Annotated in this window: 18 protein-coding genes; 15 read left to right on the top strand and 3 right to left on the bottom strand. The window is 70.5% G+C overall.

The window, feature by feature from the left end; all coding sequences use genetic code 11:
* Positions 1-40: 40 nt before the first annotated feature.
* Positions 41-937: a UDP-3-O-acyl-N-acetylglucosamine deacetylase gene (gene lpxC / locus BM066_RS13070; protein ID WP_089928593.1), complete on the top strand. Its 897-nt coding sequence runs from the start codon at positions 41-43 to the stop codon at positions 935-937.
* 106 nt (positions 938-1,043) lie between these two features.
* On the opposite strand, the gene BM066_RS27010 is transcribed toward lpxC, so the two are convergent.
* Complete coding sequence (locus BM066_RS27010) at positions 1,044-1,175, bottom strand: hypothetical protein (RefSeq protein ID WP_255355509.1); 132 nt, start codon at positions 1,173-1,175, stop codon at positions 1,044-1,046.
* Between BM066_RS27010 and BM066_RS13065 the strand changes: the two genes are divergently transcribed.
* Both BM066_RS13065 and recN read left to right on the top strand, forming a co-directional pair.
* Complete coding sequence (locus BM066_RS13065; protein WP_255367578.1) at positions 1,129-2,118, top strand: outer membrane protein assembly factor BamD; 990 nt, start codon at positions 1,129-1,131, stop codon at positions 2,116-2,118. The two genes, BM066_RS27010 and BM066_RS13065, sit on opposite strands and share 47 nt — an antisense overlap.
* A gap of 127 nt (positions 2,119-2,245) precedes the next feature.
* Positions 2,246-3,943 carry a DNA repair protein RecN gene (gene recN / locus BM066_RS13060; RefSeq protein WP_089928591.1) on the top strand — a complete coding sequence of 566 codons (1,698 nt, stop codon included), beginning with the start codon at positions 2,246-2,248 and terminating at the stop codon, positions 3,941-3,943.
* 132 nt (positions 3,944-4,075) lie between these two features.
* Here the strand turns inward: recN and BM066_RS13055 are convergent, their stop codons facing one another.
* Positions 4,076-5,191, bottom strand: coding sequence for an acyltransferase family protein (locus BM066_RS13055; protein ID WP_089928589.1), 1,116 nt, complete (start codon positions 5,189-5,191; stop codon positions 4,076-4,078).
* Positions 5,192-5,537: 346 nt separating this feature from the next.
* Between BM066_RS13055 and BM066_RS13050 the strand changes: the two genes are divergently transcribed.
* Positions 5,538-5,795 (top strand): RHS repeat domain-containing protein, encoded by a 258-nt coding sequence (locus tag BM066_RS13050; protein ID WP_089928632.1) that lies wholly within the window; start codon positions 5,538-5,540, stop codon positions 5,793-5,795.
* A gap of 103 nt (positions 5,796-5,898) precedes the next feature.
* Here the strand turns inward: BM066_RS13050 and BM066_RS25980 are convergent, their stop codons facing one another.
* Positions 5,899-6,642, bottom strand: a complete 744-nt coding sequence (locus BM066_RS25980) for a hypothetical protein (RefSeq protein WP_143093726.1) — start codon at positions 6,640-6,642, stop codon at positions 5,899-5,901.
* Positions 6,643-6,877: 235 nt separating this feature from the next.
* Between BM066_RS25980 and BM066_RS13035 the strand changes: the two genes are divergently transcribed.
* The 11 genes from BM066_RS13035 to BM066_RS12990 all read left to right on the top strand — a co-directional run bounded on the left by BM066_RS13035 (position 6,878) and on the right by BM066_RS12990 (position 16,305).
* Positions 6,878-7,210: a hypothetical protein gene (locus BM066_RS13035; protein ID WP_177218454.1), complete on the top strand. Its 333-nt coding sequence runs from the start codon at positions 6,878-6,880 to the stop codon at positions 7,208-7,210.
* Positions 7,207-7,767, top strand: a complete 561-nt coding sequence (locus BM066_RS13030; protein ID WP_089928579.1) for a type II secretion system protein — start codon at positions 7,207-7,209, stop codon at positions 7,765-7,767. Before BM066_RS13035 ends, BM066_RS13030 begins: the two co-directional genes overlap by 4 nt.
* A gap of 8 nt (positions 7,768-7,775) precedes the next feature.
* A complete protein-coding gene (locus BM066_RS13025; protein ID WP_089928577.1) occupies positions 7,776-8,546 on the top strand; it encodes a hypothetical protein in 771 nt (256 codons plus the stop codon).
* Positions 8,543-9,058 carry a hypothetical protein gene (locus BM066_RS13020; protein WP_089928574.1) on the top strand — a complete coding sequence of 172 codons (516 nt, stop codon included), beginning with the start codon at positions 8,543-8,545 and terminating at the stop codon, positions 9,056-9,058. Before BM066_RS13025 ends, BM066_RS13020 begins: the two co-directional genes overlap by 4 nt.
* Positions 9,034-9,588 carry a hypothetical protein gene (locus tag BM066_RS26455; RefSeq protein ID WP_177218453.1) on the top strand — a complete coding sequence of 185 codons (555 nt, stop codon included), beginning with the start codon at positions 9,034-9,036 and terminating at the stop codon, positions 9,586-9,588. The genes BM066_RS13020 and BM066_RS26455 overlap by 25 nt, the downstream gene beginning before the upstream one ends.
* Positions 9,589-9,613: 25 nt before the next feature.
* Positions 9,614-11,554 carry a type II secretion system secretin GspD gene (gene gspD, locus BM066_RS13015; RefSeq protein WP_177218452.1) on the top strand — a complete coding sequence of 647 codons (1,941 nt, stop codon included), beginning with the start codon at positions 9,614-9,616 and terminating at the stop codon, positions 11,552-11,554.
* A 64-nt stretch (positions 11,555-11,618) separates the two neighbouring features.
* Positions 11,619-12,293 carry a hypothetical protein gene (locus BM066_RS13010; protein WP_255367577.1) on the top strand — a complete coding sequence of 225 codons (675 nt, stop codon included), beginning with the start codon at positions 11,619-11,621 and terminating at the stop codon, positions 12,291-12,293.
* Positions 12,294-12,298: 5 nt separating this feature from the next.
* Entirely contained in the window at positions 12,299-12,676 is a 378-nt protein-coding gene (gspG, locus tag BM066_RS13005; protein WP_255367576.1) for a type II secretion system major pseudopilin GspG, read from the top strand.
* Positions 12,673-13,416, top strand: a complete 744-nt coding sequence (locus tag BM066_RS13000) for a prepilin peptidase (protein WP_089928564.1) — start codon at positions 12,673-12,675, stop codon at positions 13,414-13,416. The genes gspG and BM066_RS13000 overlap by 4 nt, the downstream gene beginning before the upstream one ends.
* A complete protein-coding gene (locus BM066_RS12995; RefSeq protein WP_089928562.1) occupies positions 13,413-15,107 on the top strand; it encodes a GspE/PulE family protein in 1,695 nt (564 codons plus the stop codon). Before BM066_RS13000 ends, BM066_RS12995 begins: the two co-directional genes overlap by 4 nt.
* On the top strand, positions 15,100-16,305 hold the full coding sequence (locus tag BM066_RS12990; RefSeq protein WP_089928559.1) for a type II secretion system F family protein: 1,206 nt from the start codon (positions 15,100-15,102) through the stop codon (positions 16,303-16,305). Before BM066_RS12995 ends, BM066_RS12990 begins: the two co-directional genes overlap by 8 nt.
* Positions 16,306-16,371: the final 66 nt, after the last annotated feature.

The following is a 16,371-nucleotide window of genomic DNA, read 5'->3' as shown; positions in this document are numbered from 1 at the left end:
GGTCGGTGAACCGCCCCGCTGGTCAAGGTAAGGGTTTCAAGTGTCGGCTTCGGCATATTTTCAGCATACGGTCGCCGGACCGGTCATCTTCGCCGGCGTGGGCCTGCACACCGGCTCGCACGTGCGCGTCGCCGTGCGTCCCGCGCCGGCCGACGCTGGCGTCGTCTTCGTGCGCACCGACGTCCACGACCGCGACAACCGCGTGCCGGTCAAGCCGGACGCGGTCTGCCAGACCCAGCTGGGCACCGTCATCAACAACGCCGCCGACGTGCGCGTCTCGACCATCGAGCACCTGATGGCCGCCCTGGCCGCCCTGGCCATCGACAACTGCGTGGTCGAGCTGGACGGTCCGGAAGTGCCGATCATGGACGGCTCGTCCGAGCCCTTCGTGCAGATCCTTGACCGCGCCGGCCGTCGCAAGCAGGAAGCCGCCCGCCGCTATATCGAAATCCTTGAGACCGTGACGGTCGAGGAGGGCGACAAGCGCGCCAGCCTGTCGCCGAGCGACCGCTTCGAGGTGGCCTTCGAGATCGTCTTCGCCAGCAAGGCCATCGGCCGCCAGCGCGTCGACCTGGCCGTGGACGAAGAGTCGTTCCGCGCCGAGCTGTCCGACTGCCGCACCTTCGGCTTCGTCCGCGACGTCGAGGCCCTGCGCGCCATCGGCCTGGCCCGCGGCGGCACGATGGAGAACGCCGTGGTCATCGACGGCGACCGGGTGCTGAACCCCGAAGGCCTGCGCCGCCCCGACGAGTTCGTGCGCCACAAGGCGCTGGACGCGGTGGGCGACCTCTATGTGCTGGGCGCGCCGATCATCGGCCGCTTCGAGGGCGTGCTGGCCGGACACGGCCTGAACAACGCCATCGTCCGGGCCCTGATGGCCAACCCCGCCGCCTGGCGGATGCGCGCCCATTCGGTGGAACTGGCGCAAGCCGTCTGACGATCTGATACGAAGGCGTCGACCTTCGACCTGATTTGGTCAAAAAGCCGATGTCTGTAGCGTTTGGGCGGATTCCCCGGGGGATGCGTCTTGGGGCGTATCCTCGTCACGGCTCGGCTTCCATTTGCGCCCGCATCGGCGTGGTGTAGAAGCCTTGCACGGCGGCGCAGGGGCGCACGTTTGCTTCGAGGGTGATAAAGTCCGTGCTTCGTAATTTCTCGGGACGCAAGGTGGCCATGGTCGCGACCGCCGTGCTGGTCGCCCTGTCGGTCTCCGCCTGCGCCGGCAAGCGCAAGAAGCCGACCCTGGCCTACGAAGAGCGCCCGGTGGAGCTGCTCTATTCGACCGGCGCCAACCGCCTGGACCGCGGCAGCTGGAACGAGGCCGTCGACTATTTCCGCGAGGTCGAGCGCCAGCACCCCTATTCGGAATGGTCGCGCCGCTCGATCCTGATGACCGGCTACGCCCACTACATGGGCAACCAGTACAACGAGGCGATCTCGGACGCCGACCGCTTCATCGGCCTGTATCCGGGCAACCCGTCGGCCTCCTACGCCTACTATCTGAAGGCCGTCTGCTATTTCGAGCAGATCGTCGACGTCAACCGCGACCAGGCCGCCACCGAGCAGGCCATGGCGGCCCTGCGCGACGTCGTCCAGCGCTATCCTAACTCGGAATACGCCCAGGACGCCCGCCTGAAGATCGACATGGTCAGCGACCAGCTGGCCGGCAAGGAAATGACCATCGGCCGCTACTATCTGAAGAACGGTCAGACCCTGGCCGCCATCGGCCGGTTCCGCACCGTGGTCGACCGCCACCAGACCACTTCGCACACGCCCGAAGCCCTCTACCGCCTGGTCGAGAGCTACCTGACTTTGGGCCTGCTGGACGAGGCCAAGCGCAACGGCGCGGTGCTGGGCTACAACTTCCCAGGCGACCCCTGGTACGCCGAGGCCTACAAGCTGCTGACCGCCAACAACCTGAAGCCGGCGGTCGAGCCGCTGAAGGCGGGCAACAAGAAGAACTTCCTCGACCGCCTGACCCACGACAAGGACAAGACCCTGGCTCCGCCCGCCGCGGCCACGCCCGCCGATGGAGCGCCCACGACGGCCGGCGAGACCAAGCCCGCCGCGCCCGCCAAGCCCAAGAAGGGCGGGATCATGGGCGTCCTGGGGATGTAGATTTCAAGCGGGCCGGTCCTCCAGGATCGGCCCGTTTTTCGTTCCCGGGCGAGCCTCGAGGGCGACGAGAACGCCACGAGAACAAGGCCCCTTTGAAAAACCGTGATTCCCGGCGATCCTGCGCGCCATGCTGATCGGCCTTTCCATCCGCGACGTCGTGCTCATCGAAAGCCTGGACCTGGCCATCGGTCCGGGCCTGACCGCGCTCACCGGCGAGACCGGGGCGGGCAAGTCGATCATCCTCGACGCCCTGGGCTTGGCGACCGGCGCGCGGGCCGACGCCGGACTCGTTCGTCGGGGGGCTGCAGGCCACGCCAGCGCCACCGCCATCTTCGCCCCGCCGGCCGACCACGCCGCCTTCGCCTATCTCGACGACAAGGGCCTGGACTACGCCCGCGACGAGGACCTGGTCCTGCGCCGCCAGCTGTCGCCCGACGGCCGTTCGCGCGCCTTCGTCAACGACCAGGCCACCAGCGTCGGGGTGCTCAAGGACCTGGGCGCCCTGCTGCTGGAGGTCCACGGCCAGCACGAGACGGTCGGCCTGCTGGATCCGCGCACGCACCGCACCCTGCTGGACGCCTTCGGGGCGGTCGGCGTCGGGGCCGTGGCCTCGGCCTGGAGCGCCTGGCGCGCCGCCCGCGAGAAGGCCGCGGCCTTGCGAGACCTGGCCGACCGCGCCGCCGCCGAGACCGAGGAACTGACCCTGCGCCTGTCGGAGCTGGACCGCCTGGATCCGCGCGAGGGCGAGGAGACGGCCCTGGCCGAGGAACGGGCCCTGCTGGGCTCGGCCGAGAAGGCCCTGGCCGACATCGCCGCCGCCAGCGACGCCCTGGGCGGCGACGCCCTGTCGGGCAAGCTGGCCAGCGCCTTTCGCGCCCTGGAACGGGCGCGTGACCGCGCGATCCAGGCCGGCGCCCCTGCCGACGGTCCGGCCGTCACCAAGCTGGCCGCCGCCTGCGAGGCGGTCGACCGCGCCCTGGTCGAGGCCCAGGAGGCCGCCGCCGCCATCGACGCCGCCGCCGAGGGCTTTGAGTTTGAGCCCGACCGCCTGGAGAAGGCCGAGGAACGCCTGTTCGCCCTGCGCGGCATGGCCCGCAAGCTGAATGTCGCCGTCGAGTTGCTGCCCGACAAGCGCGCCGAGTTCGCCGCCCAGCTGCAGGCCATCGAATCCTCGGCCGAGGCGCTGACCGCCGCCGAGCGCGAGGCCGCCGACGCCCGCGACGCCTATCTCTACGCCGCCCAGGCCCTGTCGGCCGAGCGCCGCGCGGCCGGCGACCGTCTGGCCGCCGCCGTCGAGGGCGAACTGGCCCCGCTGAAGCTGGAGAAGGCCCGGTTCCGTGTCGCCGTCGAGCCGCTGGACGAGGAGCGGGCCGGCCCAACCGGGATCGATCGCGTGGCCTTCGAGATATCGACCAATCCCGGCGCCCCGTTCGGGCCGATGGAGGCCATCGCCTCGGGCGGCGAGCTGGCTCGCTTCGCTCTGGCCCTGAAGGCCGCCCTGGCGGGACGCGGCGAGGGACCCCAGCCGCTGATGATCTTCGACGAGGTCGACCAGGGCGTCGGCGGAGCCGTGGCCGACGCGGTGGGCCTGCGCCTCAAGCGCCTGGCGGCCAACGCCCAGGTGCTGGTCGTCACCCACTCGGCCCAGGTCGCCGCCCGGGCCGACGCCCACTGGCGGATCGCCAAGTCGGGCGACGACAAGTCGACCCGCACCCGCGTCGAGCCGCTGTCGGCCGCCGAGCGGCAGGAGGAGATCGCGCGCATGTTGTCGGGGGCGGAAGTCACCGAGGCGGCGCGCGCGGCGGCCAAGGCGCTGATCGGCTAGCCTACGCTTTCTTTACGCTGTCATCCCGGACAAGGCCTGAAGGGCCGCCGATCCGGGACCGCCGGAAGCGCCGCGCTCAGGCCCCGGTCCCGCATCTTCGCGTTGCGCGCTCGTCCGGGACGACAGGAGAAATTAAGCCAGCGCCGGCTCGGCCTTGGGCGCCGCGTCCTTGCGCGACCAGCCCTTGATCCAGACCTGGAGCGGGGTGTCGACCAAGCGCTCGAACAGCCAGGCGGCGACCACGCAGGCGGGCAGGGCCATGGCCCAGGCCGTCCACAGCAGCGGGCCCTCGAGGCCCAGCTTGCCAGCCGCGGCGCGCAGCAGGCCGAACCAGACCACGGCGACCAGCTGGTTGGTCAGGAACAGCGAGAACGACAGGCGTCCGGCCTGGTCGGCCCAGCCCCAGCCCTTGGCCCCCGAAGCCCCCGCAGCGTAGATCAGCAGGCCCAACAGGGCCAGGCTGGCGTGGTCGAAGCGGCCGACGACCTGCAGGGTAACCACCGTGGCGCCGGCCAGGACGGCCAGGCCGTCAGCCCAGCGCGTGGGAAGGTTGGTCGGAAGGCGGGCGACCAACATGCCCAGGACGAACAGCGGGATCCCCCGCACCAGGCCGAACCGCAGCGGCAGCTGGTGGGCCGGGATGCCCGTCACGGCCTTGGCTGCGTAGTCCACGACCAGGAAGATCGCCACGCCGATCAGGAGGGTGGTCCAGGGCGAGCGAATCCTGGCGGTGGCGCGCCAGGCTGCCGGGAAGCCGGCATAGCAGACGATCAGGGCCGAGAGGGTCCAGGTCGGCATGTTCCAGCCCGAGGGGCCGGGCACGAACCAGGCCTGCATCAGGAAGACCTGCGGCAGCAGCTGGCTCCACTGGAACCACTGGGGGTTCTGCGGGGCCAGGCCGACGGCGCCGGTGCCCAGGACGAAGGCCACGAACAGCGCGAGCATCACCAGGTGGGCCGGCCAGATGCGCAGGATGCGGCGCTTGAGGAACTCGCCCGCGCCAACGTCCTGGCCGAGCACGCGCGGTCCATAGGTCCGGGCCAGGACATAGCCCGACAGCATCAGGAAGAAGTCGGTGGCCAGATAGCCGCGGCCGAGGGCCGGGTGGATCGCGAAAAGCGACACGGGAGCCCGCTCGGCCACGTGGTAGAGCACGATGAACAGCGCCGCGACGAACCGCAACAGGTCCAGCGCGCCGCCTCGAGACAGGCCTGGGCTGTTTTGGGACATCGTGGCGGTCTGGGACATGCGGCGGGCTCCTTTCCCCTGCAGGAGCAAGGTTTGGGCCAGAAGACAGGTTCTCTTTCTTGGAGGCGAGAGGGAGGGGGCGTGTCCCCGAACCGATCCGCTGAGCCTGTTTTCAGGGTCCTGTGCAGGGCGATGTTTTGGAGACACGCATTCACACGGGCCTTCGGGGACGATCTGGCGAGGCCTTGCCGTGAGGGCATGTCCCCGAGGCGCCCATTGGGCGCGTGTGTGTGGGACCGCGCGCGACGGCCGCCCATCGTAAATATCGCCGCTGGAGATACAAACCACTAGCGTCGGCATACAGTCGCGCTTAAATGCGATTCACAACGAGAGCGGGAAACAGATGATGCGGGCGGGGCTTTTCATCGGTTTGGCGGTGCTGTGTTTCGCGGCCGCGCCGTCCTGGGCGACGGCGGCCGAAACTCAGACCTATACCTATGATGCGCTGGGACGCTTGACCAAGGTGGTGTCCACCAACGGTCGCGTGACCGAGTACACCTATGACGCGGCGAACAACCGCACACAGGTGACCTCGACCGGCGGATCCTCCGGCAAGGTTGTCGTGCTGCCCCTGCTGGGCGGGCTGGTCCTGCCTCTCCCCTAGGTCGGCGTTCGCCTCGGTCGGCCTTGGCGCCGCCCGTCTCCCCATGACGGGCTGAAGGCGACGGCCGCCATGGCGCGGGTAGCGGCGCCGTCAGGACGCTCCCCTACGGAAACACCACCCTCCACCTTCGCGCGGTGAGCCCGGCATAGGGCGCGCAGGCCTGAAGCGCGCGTACGGCGGCGCGTTCGGCCAGCAAGGTCTGGGGATCGGCTGGAGCGGAGACCTTGCGAACCGCCTGGGGCGGCGCGGCCAGGCCGCCGTCGCGGCCGATCTCGACCATCAGGATGGCCTTGCGCGGCGCGGCCGCGCGCCAGCAGGGCGCCACCCTGTTCCAAAGGTCGCCGGCGGGCGGCGAGGCGGGACGCTGGCCCACGTTGGGCAGCGACGCGGCCGCGTAGAGGTCAACGCCTTCGGCGCCTTCGCCCTGGCCCAGTCCCTGGTCGGCCTGGCTTGACCCCACGCCCGCCCCGGTCGAGGGGGGCGGCGCGGCGGATCGACGATCGGCGGAGGTCGCCCCGGCAGAGGTCGGCGGCGGCGGGGCGTCGGGCGCGATCAGGCGATCAAGGCGCTCGCCCGAAACAGTGTCTGGAGATGGAGATGCGGGGCGAGGCGCGATGGAGGCGGGGCTCTGCCCGGCCGAGGGCGACGGCGCCGCGCTGCCTGGTTGGCTGCTCACAAGGGTGACCCCGACCACCGTGGGCGCTGTCACCTCCTGGACGCGACCGGCAAGCAGCAGGGCGACCAGGAGGACCACGGCGTGACCGCCCAGGGCGACCAGCGCCGCGATCGTGCTGATGCGGACCTCGTCAGGGGCGTTGGGCAGAGCGTCGGGAATCAGTCGCGGCATAGTGAAGCGGAGTTTCTGCACAGCCGTTGACCGACCGCGCCAAAGGGTAGCGACCCCAGAGCCTTGGGTCCACTTCGTGTGACGACTCGCGCGACTCTGTCTGTTCAGCCGCACGTATCGCGTGTTAACAAGACGATGGAAGCTGTCGCTTCTGGGTGCGCGCGTCGGGGCGTGGGGTAACAAGATTATGCGTCAGCGACCAGGTCCAGCGGCGGGCCAGGGCGGCTTTGCGGCCGTGGACGCGCTGGTGGCTGTCACCATTCTGTCGTCCAGCTTGGCGCTGTCGTTGGCTGCGGCGCAGATTGGCGCGCGCGCCGGCCAGACGGCCGGTGAGACCCGCGACGCTGAGTTGTTGCTGCGCGACGGCCTGGAACGTACGGCCGGACAGGCAGGTGTCTGGCATGGGCGGGACCAGGGCCTGGACTGGAGCGTCGAAGCCCGGGTTTTCGAAACCAATTCGGTCCGACGCGCCGAACCTTGTTTTCGCAGCGCCCGGGCCAGGGCAGCCAACGGTCGGACGTACAGCATCGCGACCGTCGACATCTGTCAGCCGGGAGCGGCCGGATGAACGACGACGGCTACACCTTGGCGGAGATGCTGGCCGCCCTGGCTATCCTGGGCATGGCGATTGGCGGGCTTGGCCTGGTCGTCAGCCTGATCGCCCGCCAGCAACTGACCGCGAACCGGACGCATATGCAGTTGCTCAATGGTCGCGCCGCCGATCGCGCCCTGACGCTCTGGCTGGCCGACGTCGACGCCGAAACCTTGACCGGCGACAGCCGAAGTCTTTCGGCCGCCTGTGGCCTGGCGTCCTGTTCGGCCCTGTTGGAGGCCGACAAGGCGCGGACTGCCCTGATTCTCAAAGGACGCTTGGGTCCCGCCCGCCGGTTCAGGTTGCGCCAGCGTGACGTGCGGTTCGGCTATGTCGCCGATCAAGGCGTTGTCGCGGGCTGGCCCCAGCCCGCTGTTTCCGGGGAAGAGGGATTGAAGGAAACCTTGCATGCCGTGCGACTGGCTGCGCCGGGAGCCGCCGTTCCACTGGCGGTGGCGCGCGCTTGGACCCGTGAGCCGCGCGACTGCCAGTTCGACGCCATCATCGGCGCCTGCCGCGTGGCGGCGCCATGAGAACGCCCTTGGATCTTCGACTGGTGGAGAGCGATCTTGAGGCCGCGCTTGCGCCGCTCGGCGCCGAGCCGGCTGAGGCGGCCACGCCGCGCGTCTTCGCGCGAGCGGTCCAGGCGCCGGCCGGCTGGCCCTGGGAGCAGGTGCGCGGCGCCCAACTGGCGGCGCGTCATGAAGCGCCCCTGCCGATCGACCAAGTGCATCTTCGACTCAGGCGCCTGACGCCGTGGCGCCCGGCCCAGGCTGCGCGGTTCGCCGCCTGCTACGTACGCGCTTCTGAGGTCGGGGAACGGTTCGAGGCGCGGGTCGAGGTCGAGGGCCAGCAGGTTCAGGTGGTGTTCGAACCACCCGAGGCCCTGGCGCGCCGGGCGCGGCGCTCGGTGCTCGTGGGGGGGGCGGCCGCGGCTGTCGCGGCCTTGCTGTTCGTATCGATCGCCGGAGCTCTGATGGCCCGCGCCCAGGGCGAGGAACAACTGGCGACGATGGAGCATGACGTGGCGGTGAAGCTTCAGCGGGCGGAGGCGGCTCAGTCGATCCGGCGGCAGTCGGCGGCGTTGGCGGCAGCCTCGCCGGGTGACCGGATCGCCGCGCCGTTGGCGGATCTGGCCTGGGCCATGGCCGCCCGCGCCCCCGACGCGCGCATTGAGGCTTGGCGCTGGGACCATGGGGTCAGCCGTATCGAGGCCCGCGGCGAGGCCTCGCCGTTCGCCGACGCTCATCGGGCGGTGACGCACGAGGGGGCGGGGCGGTGGCGGATCGAGCCCGAGGAGACGGGGCGATGAGCCGGGATCGCGCCAATGGGCCAGGTCTGGCGGTCGCCGCCGCGATGATCGGCGGGGCCGCGGCCATCGTCACGGCAACGGGCCTTTCGGCCCTGGCGCGTCCCGACGACCGCGCCGTGCGGTTGGCCCAGGTGGAGCGCAAGCTCGATCGGATCGAGACCCTGCAGCGCGGCGGCGACGGCGGCCCTGCCTATCCGCGCGGCGCGATCTGTCGCGAAGGTGTTGGTCCTGGCGCCGGCGCTGTTGAGCGGAAGCTTCGCGCGGGGTTGGGCCAGGCCAAGCTGGCGGCGATCACCTTCGAGCCGTCGACGCCTGTGGGCGATAGCTTGCTGGCTGTCAATTTCCGCTTCGAGACCATCGGTTCCTACGAAGACGCCATGGCTCTGCTGAGCGACCTGGACGCGGTGCGTCCGACACTGTTCGCCGACACCGTCGACCTGGTTTCCAAGACCTCCGCCGTCTCCCTGCAGTTTTCAGGACATTTCTATTGCTCGACTTCCGCGCGCCTCTGATCCCGATCTGCGCCGCGGCGGGCCTTGTCCTCGGCGCGACCGCGTGGCTGGCGGCGGGACGCCAGGACCTGCTGGCGCCGGCTCAGCAACGCTTGACGGACCTGCGGCCGTCCGAAGGACGACGCAGTCTGGAGGGCGGCGCGCCGTCGCTCCTGGGGGCGCCGCTGTTTCCCCTGTCGATCGGCCCTAACGCCGTGCGGGACCCGGCGGTGAGCGTGCTGGGCGTCTCGCGGATGCCTGGGCGCGCCGCGGCTCTGGTGGCCATCGACGGCAAGCCGCCCGCCTGGCTGGCGCGGGGCGAGAGCCGCGATGGGGTGGTGCTGCGCGAGGTCGGGTCGGGCCGCGCGACCCTCGACCTGCCGCTGGGCGTCCGGACTGTGCGAATCGGCGAGACCACGCCCGGCGCCGGCGCCGCCACGGCAGGCCTCGATCCGGCCAGCCCGATGTCAACGCCTGTCGCGAGCGACATGCCTCCGCCGGGTTTCAAGTCACCTCCGCCGCCCGCCAGCGCCCCTGGCCTTGGTGGGTGAACTCGTGTCTCCAATGAAGTCTCCCATGACACTCAAGCGTGCGCTCTGTCTGATCCTTAGCGGGGCTAGCCTGACCCTTTCGCCTGGGATGACCCCAGCATTGGCCGCCGCCCCGGCTGCGCAGGCCGAGCGGCCCGAGTCCTTCACCTTCGCCTTTCGCGACGCGGACATCGCCCAGGTCGCCGAGGAGATTCTCGGCAACGCCTTGGGCGTGCCCTACACCATCGACCCTGGGGTCACCGGCAAGGTGTCGTTCCGGATCGACCGACGGCTGACCCGCGCCCAATTGCTTGAGGCCTTCGAGGCGGCCCTGGCGGTCAACGAGGTGGCTCTGTTGCGCCAAGGCGACAGCCTGGTGCTGGCGCCGCGCGACAAGGCGCGTTCGTCGGCCGCGCTGCGTGACCCGGGATCGATCGCCAGCGGGCGTCGAGGTGGCTACGACGTCGTCGCCGTCCCCTTGTCCTTCTCGACGCCCACCGAAGTAGCCAAGGCGCTGGAGGCCATGACCGGCTCCAAGGCGGTGCTCTATTCCAACGACAAGCTCGGCCTGATCGTGCTGGGCGGATCGGGTTCGGAACTGCAGTCGCTTCTTGAAACCATCAAGATTTTGGATCGCAACGTCTTTGAAGGCGCGCGCATCCGCTGGTTCGACCTGCACCAGGCCGCGGCCGGCACGGTCGCGGCGGACCTGGCCAAGATCCTGTCGACGGCTGGGGTCCAGGGCGTGTCCGTCTCGTCGCTGAGCCGGCTGAACGGATTGATCGTTTCAGCTCGCACCGAGACGGCGATGAACGAGGTCGCCGGCTGGATTAGCCGGCTCGACACGCCCTCGCGCGATCTTTCCACCCAGCTCTATGTCTATCGACCGCGCAGCGCTTCGGCCGCTTCCCTGGCCCGCACCCTCTCACAGGTTCTGTCGACGGGCGGGGACAGCGGCGGCGGATATGGCGATCGCCAATCATCCGGCCGTGAGACCTCCCAGAGCGACTCCGCCGCCTCGACCAAGGACAGCGGCGGGGCGCGAAGCGGCGGTGAAGGCGACACCGGGAGCCTCGATGAGCAGAAGCTCGAGGACGGGGTGCGCATCGGCGTCGATCGGGACAGCAACACCTTGATCATCCGCGCGCCGGCCGCGCGCTGGATGAGCCTCCAGCAGACCCTGGCCGAGATCGATCGCCCGCCCAGCCAGGTGATGATCGAGGCCTCGATCATCGAGGTCAGCCTGACCAATGATTTCCGGTTCGGCGTCGACTGGTCGGCGGTGGGCGACAGCGGCAAGCTGGCGGGCAATTCGGTCTATACCGACAATGGGGTGATTGGTCCAAAATTTCCGGGCTTTTCAATTACCTATCTGGGAGGCGACATCGATGCGGCGATCAACGCGCTGGGCTCTCGCACCGCCATAGACGTGGTCTCCGCGCCCAAGCTGATCACCTTGGACAATCACAAGGCGCGACTGCAGATCGGGGACCAAGTGCCGATCGTCACCCAGACGGCCACCGACACCACCACCTCCTCGCCGGCCATCGTCAATACGGTGGAATACCGCGACACCGGTGTGATCCTTGAAGTCACGCCGCGCATCAGCGGCGAGGACAAGGTGGTGGTTGATATCGCCCAGGAGGTCAGCGGGGTGGCCAAGACCGTGACCTCCGGCATCGACTCGCCGACCATCCAGCAGCGCAAGCTCGCCAGCACCCTGGTCTTGCAGGACGGAGCCGTCGTCGCCCTGGGCGGCCTGATCAGTCATCGCACCACCGACTCCAACAGCGGCGTGCCGGGCCTCAAGGACGTCAAGCTGCTGGGCAATCTCTTCAAGTCCAAGTCGAAGGAGGGCTCGCGCACCGAGCTCGTGGTCCTGCTGACCGTCAGGATCATGCGTGATCCGGCCGCGTCCAGCCTGATGACCCGCGACCTGCTGGCCGACATGCGCGAGATCGAGAGCCGTGGCCTGCTGCCGCACTGAGGATCATGGCGACGCGGGTTACGCTACCGCCGCGGCCCTGGCGGTCAGCCTGGCCATCGCCATCTTGGCGGCGGCCTTGGTGATGCGCGGGGTCGCGATCCTGAAGCTGGCTCGGGCCGACTACCGGCGCAGCCAGGCTGAATACGCTCTGTCGGGGGCTCATGTCCTGGCGGTGGCGCGACTGTTGGACAGCTCCGGTTCGGGGCGACTGGCCTGGAGCGTCGGCGGACTCGATCCGCAAGGCGTCGCCCTGTTGGCTGAGCCTGAGGCGCCCAAGCTGGCCCTGGCCGCGGCGGGGGGGCTCGACGACAAGACGCTGGCCGCGCTTGGCGCGGTCGATCCGGGTGAGGCGCGGCTGCGACTGGCGGGGATGGAGGCGGCGAGCGCGACCCCAGATGGGATTGTCGCGGCAGATCGCGGGGGCGCTTGGCGGGCCTGCGCGGCCAGCGCCATTTCGCCATGGGGAAGGTCGCAGGTCGTCCGCTTGGGCGCGACCCGCGAACCGGACCAGGAACCGGGCGGCGCGCGGACGGGGCAGATCTGGCGGGTGCGGGCCAGTACGCAAGACGGCTGGACGGACGAGCGGATTGTGAGATTGATCGGGCGGGCGCAAAGCCCCAGCGCGATGATATGGCGGCGCTTCGGACGAAGCGCAGGGAAGGGCGTGACATGCGACAAGACCATCGAGGCTCAGGCCGACGGCGCGGGGGCCCCGGGCGGGACGCCGGTTACACCCTGACTGAGATGCTGGTGGTCATCGCGATCATCGGCCTGATCGCGGCGGTGCTGACCCCCAGCCTGATGGGGCAACTGGGTCGCGCGCGCGTCAAGTCGGCCCAGCTTCAACTGGAGTCGGTGGCCGCCGCCGTCGAGATGTTCCATTCCGACGTCGGCCGCTATCCGACCGCCGCCGAAGGCCTGAGGGCCCTGGTCGACGAACCCGCCGAGGCCGAAGGCTGGACCGGCCCGTATCTCAAATCGGCCAGCGCCCTGAAGGACCCGTGGAACGGCGCGATCCTCTATCAGGTCGCCGACGACCAGACCTTCGAGGTCGTCAGCCTGGGCGCCGACCGCAAGGTCGGCGGAACGGGGACCAAGCGCGATCTGGTCGCGCCCAAATGAACGCCGCCGCGCTCATCGCCGCCCTGCCGTTCGGCGCGGTCGTCGGCAGCTTCGCCGCCACGGCCGGTCTGCGCTGGGCGCGCGGCGAGCAGGCGCTGAGCGGGCGCTCGCGTTGCGACGCCTGCGCCGCGCCGCTGGGGTTTGGGGCTACAGTTCCGATCATCTCCTTCGTCAGCCTGGGCGGCGCCTGCGACGACTGCCGCGCGCCGATCCATCCTGGGCATTTTGCCGGCGAGGTGCTTGGCGCGGGCTTGGCGATGGCCAGCGTCGCGCTTCTGCCGACCGCGCCGGCCCTGGCCGCCGCCGCTTTGGGTCTGGTGTTGATCGCCGCCGCCGTCGCCGACACCGCCAGCCGCCGGCTGCCGGATCTGGCCAGCGCGGCGGCGGCCATCCTCGGCCTTGGTCTTGCGCTGGCGCGAGGCCCGGCGGCCCTGTTGGCTGGTCTTGCTGCGGCGACCCTGACCGGTGGTGCCCTGTTTCTGCTGCGTCGCGGTTTCACGGCCCGGCGAGGCGATCCGGGCCTGGGCCTGGGCGACGTCAAGCTGGCGGCGGCCCTGGCGCTGTGGCTGGGGGCGGCGACCCCCTGGGCCATGGCCTTGGCGGGGCTCACAGGGCTGGTGCAGGTGCGTCTGGTCAAGCCGGCCGACGGCAGGATCGCCTTTGGCCCGGTCCTGGCGGCCAGCGGCTGGGTGGTCGGTCTGGCGCTGCAGGCGGGCCTGTTCGGGGACCTGATGCCATGACGGCCGCCCGCGGACCCGCGCGCCTGGCGGCCCGCGCTCGCCTGGTTGAGACTCTGGTCGAGCGCGGTCTGGTCGAGGGCTCGGCCATCGCCCGCGCCGAGCTGGTCGCCGTGCGCACCGGCCAGCCGGTCGAACAGGTGCTCAACCAACTGGGCGTGCTGTCGGACGAGGCCTTGGCGGAGGCCTACGCCGAGGCGACCGGTTGCGAGATCTGGGAGCCGCGCCTGCGGCCGGCCGTCGTCGAGATCCCGGGCCTCGGCGTCACCGCCGATTTCCTGCGCCGGGCCCGTTTGTTGCCGCTTGACGAGATAGGAGACGCCCTGGTCTGCGCGGCCTGCGATCCGTTGGACGATGAGGCGCTGGCGGGTCTGGTCTTCGCCACCAACCGTACAGTCAGCGTCCTGGCCGCCCGTCCGGGCGAGTGGCGTCGCGCGTTCGACGAGCGCTACGGTCCCGAGGCGGCAGCGCCATCCGAGGCGATCGACGAGCGCCGCCTGGCCCGCGAGATCGATCAGGTGTCGGACGGGGCCGTCGAGGGCGGCGGCGCGCGCCTGGTGGCCGAGGCGTTCGAGGAGGCGATCGCCTTGGGGGCCTCCGACATCCATTTCGAGCCGCGTCGTCATGACCTGCGCGTGCGTCTGCGGGTCGACGGCCGAATGATCGACCACCGGGTCGTGGCCGCCGATCTCGCCGCGCCGGCGGTGTCCCGGATCAAGGTGATCGCCAACCTCAATCTGGGCGAGCGGCGCCTGCCACAGGACGGCCGCACCTCGTTCGTGATCGGCGGCAAGTCGGTCGACGTTCGCGTCGCCACCTCCCCGACGGTGTTTGGCGAGGCTGCGGTGCTGCGGATTCTCGATCGCAGCGCCGTGCCCCTCGACCTGGGAGGTCTTGGTCTGGTCGAAAGCGTTACCCAGGTGTTGCGCAAGGCCGGGGGCACGCCGCACGGCATCTTCCTGGTCACCGGCCCCACCGGCAGCGGCAAGACCACCACACTCTACGCGCTTCTGGAGACCTTCACCGGTTCGCCTAAGAAGGTGCTGAGCGTCGAGGATCCCGTCGAGTATCACTTCGAGCACGTTTCCCAGACCCAGGTCGCACCGCAACTGGGCCTGACCTTCGCCGCGGCCCTGCGCTCGTTCCTGCGCCAGGATCCCGACGTCATCCTGGTCGGCGAAATCCGCGATCCGGAGACGGCGGCCGTGGCCATCCAGGCGGCCATGACCGGTCACCTGGTGCTGGCCTCGATCCACGCCAACGACGCCCTGGCCGTGGTGCCGCGCCTGCTGGACATGGGGGTGGAGCCCTACCAACTGGCGGCGGCGTTTCGAGGGGCGGTGGCGCAGCGGCTGGTGCGGCGGCTCTGTCCGCATTGCCGGCAGGGCGGGACGCCGACAGAGGCCGAACTGGCCTTTGTCGCCGACCAGGGCCTGCCCGCGCCGATGCGCACCTTCCAGGCCCAGGGCTGCCCGGCCTGCAAGGGCGTCGGCTTTCGCGGACGCGTGCCGATCGCCGAGGCCTTCCTGACCAACGACGCTCTCCTCAGGGCGGTCGCCGATCGCCGGCCCGCGGCCGAGATCGCCCGTCTGGCCCACGAACTGGGCTTGGCGAGCATGGCGGCCGACGGTCTGGACAAGGCCCTGCGCGGCGAGACCACGCTGGAGGAAGTGATGGGCGCGGTCCATGACTGAGATCCAAAGCTTCGCCTATGTCGCGCTCGGGGCCGACGGCAAGCGCGTCCGCGGCCAGGTTCCGGGGCCGAGCGAGCAGGCCGCCTTCGAGCGCTTGCGCCGCCAGGGCCTGTCGCCGCTCAAGCTGCAGCCGGTGCGGAACCAGGCTCGCGCCGTCGACCATGGCCTCCGGGACCGCGAAAGCGCTGAGATCCTGCTCAGCCTGGCCGATCTGCTGAGCGCCGGGGCGGACATGCGCTCGGCGCTGAACGTGCTGCTGTCGCGCGCCCAGGGCTCGCGGGTCGCCAATGCCTGCCGCCGGCTGTTGCAGGACATCAGCGGCGGCGAGGCGCTGGACGTGGCCTTCGCCCGCACCCTGGCGTCGCGCCACGCCTTTGTGGCCGCCCTGGTCGCCGCGGGCGAGGCGGCGGGCGACTTGCCGCAAGCGCTGCGCCGGGCCGGCGAAATGCTCGAGGCGGCCATCAAGCTGCGCCAGCAACTGGTCGCCGCCCTGGCCTATCCGCTGTTCGTGCTGATCAGCACCCTGGCGGCGGCCGGCGTGATCCTGCTGGCCGTCGTGCCCTCGCTGGAGCCGCTGGTCAGCGAGGGCGGAGAGGGGAGCGCGCCGATCCTGTCGGGCCTGCTGGCGGCCAGCCGCCTGCTGCGCGAGCACGGCCTGGTGCTGGCCGGCGGCCTGGGCGCGGCGGTCATCCTGGTGGCGGGCCTTGGCCGGGCCGGCTTGCTGCGCGGTCCGCTCGACCGCTTGTGGCTCACCGGGCCCTGGCGGCGTACGACCTGCGCTCTGGCGTTCGGCGGCTTCGCGATTTCGCTGGGCGCCATGCTGGCGGCGGGCGCGCCGATGAGCGAGGCCCTGAGGCTGGCCATTCGCGGCGTGCGTTCCGATCTGGCCAGCACGCGCCTGCAGGCCGTGCTGCAGCAGGTGCGCCAGGGCGTGTCCCTGTCGCAGGCCCTGCAGGCCGTGAAGAGCTTTCCGCCGACCATCGTGCGACTGGTCTCGGTGGGAGAATCGACGGGCGCCCTGGGGCGGATGCTGCAGCGCTCCGGCAAGCTGGAGGAAGAGGGGGCGGTGCGCGACATCGAGGCCGCCGCGCGGCTGTTGGGACCAGCGCTGATCGTCCTGCTGGGCGGGCTGATCGGCCTGATGATGGCGGGGTTGCTGTCCGGCGTGACCGAACTGGGGCAGGCGGCGCTGAATTGAGGCGGGCGAACCGGGACGCGGGGGATCGCCGGAACCGCCGCCCTTGGCTAGTCTGCCGCCAGTCTT

It is taken from the genome of Caulobacter sp. UNC279MFTsu5.1, from assembly GCF_900114015.1.
GTDB lineage: Bacteria > Pseudomonadota > Alphaproteobacteria > Caulobacterales > Caulobacteraceae > Caulobacter.
The sequence above is the reverse complement of the archived record's forward strand: the minus strand, read 5'-3'. Positions and strand labels throughout refer to the sequence as shown.

What these genes read in the sequence shown, in the direction of transcription:
- BM066_RS27010 (WP_255355509.1), bottom strand. Translation starts at nt 1,175, where the DNA reads ATGGCCACCTTGCGTCCCGAGAAATTACGAAGCACGGACTTTATCACC.
- recN (WP_089928591.1), top strand. Translation starts at nt 2,246, where the DNA reads ATGCTGATCGGCCTTTCCATCCGCGACGTCGTGCTCATCGAAAGCCTG.
- BM066_RS13055 (WP_089928589.1), bottom strand. Translation starts at nt 5,191, where the DNA reads ATGTCCCAGACCGCCACGATGTCCCAAAACAGCCCAGGCCTGTCTCGA.
- BM066_RS13050 (WP_089928632.1), top strand. Translation starts at nt 5,538, where the DNA reads ATGCGGGCGGGGCTTTTCATCGGTTTGGCGGTGCTGTGTTTCGCGGCC.
- BM066_RS25980 (WP_143093726.1), bottom strand. Translation starts at nt 6,642, where the DNA reads ATGCCGCGACTGATTCCCGACGCTCTGCCCAACGCCCCTGACGAGGTC.
- BM066_RS13030 (WP_089928579.1), top strand. Translation starts at nt 7,207, where the DNA reads ATGAACGACGACGGCTACACCTTGGCGGAGATGCTGGCCGCCCTGGCT.
- BM066_RS13020 (WP_089928574.1), top strand. Translation starts at nt 8,543, where the DNA reads ATGAGCCGGGATCGCGCCAATGGGCCAGGTCTGGCGGTCGCCGCCGCG.
- gspD (WP_177218452.1), top strand. Translation starts at nt 9,614, where the DNA reads ATGACACTCAAGCGTGCGCTCTGTCTGATCCTTAGCGGGGCTAGCCTG.
- gspG (WP_255367576.1), top strand. Translation starts at nt 12,299, where the DNA reads ATGCTGGTGGTCATCGCGATCATCGGCCTGATCGCGGCGGTGCTGACC.
- BM066_RS13000 (WP_089928564.1), top strand. Translation starts at nt 12,673, where the DNA reads ATGAACGCCGCCGCGCTCATCGCCGCCCTGCCGTTCGGCGCGGTCGTC.
- BM066_RS12995 (WP_089928562.1), top strand. Translation starts at nt 13,413, where the DNA reads ATGACGGCCGCCCGCGGACCCGCGCGCCTGGCGGCCCGCGCTCGCCTG.
- BM066_RS12990 (WP_089928559.1), top strand. Translation starts at nt 15,100, where the DNA reads ATGACTGAGATCCAAAGCTTCGCCTATGTCGCGCTCGGGGCCGACGGC.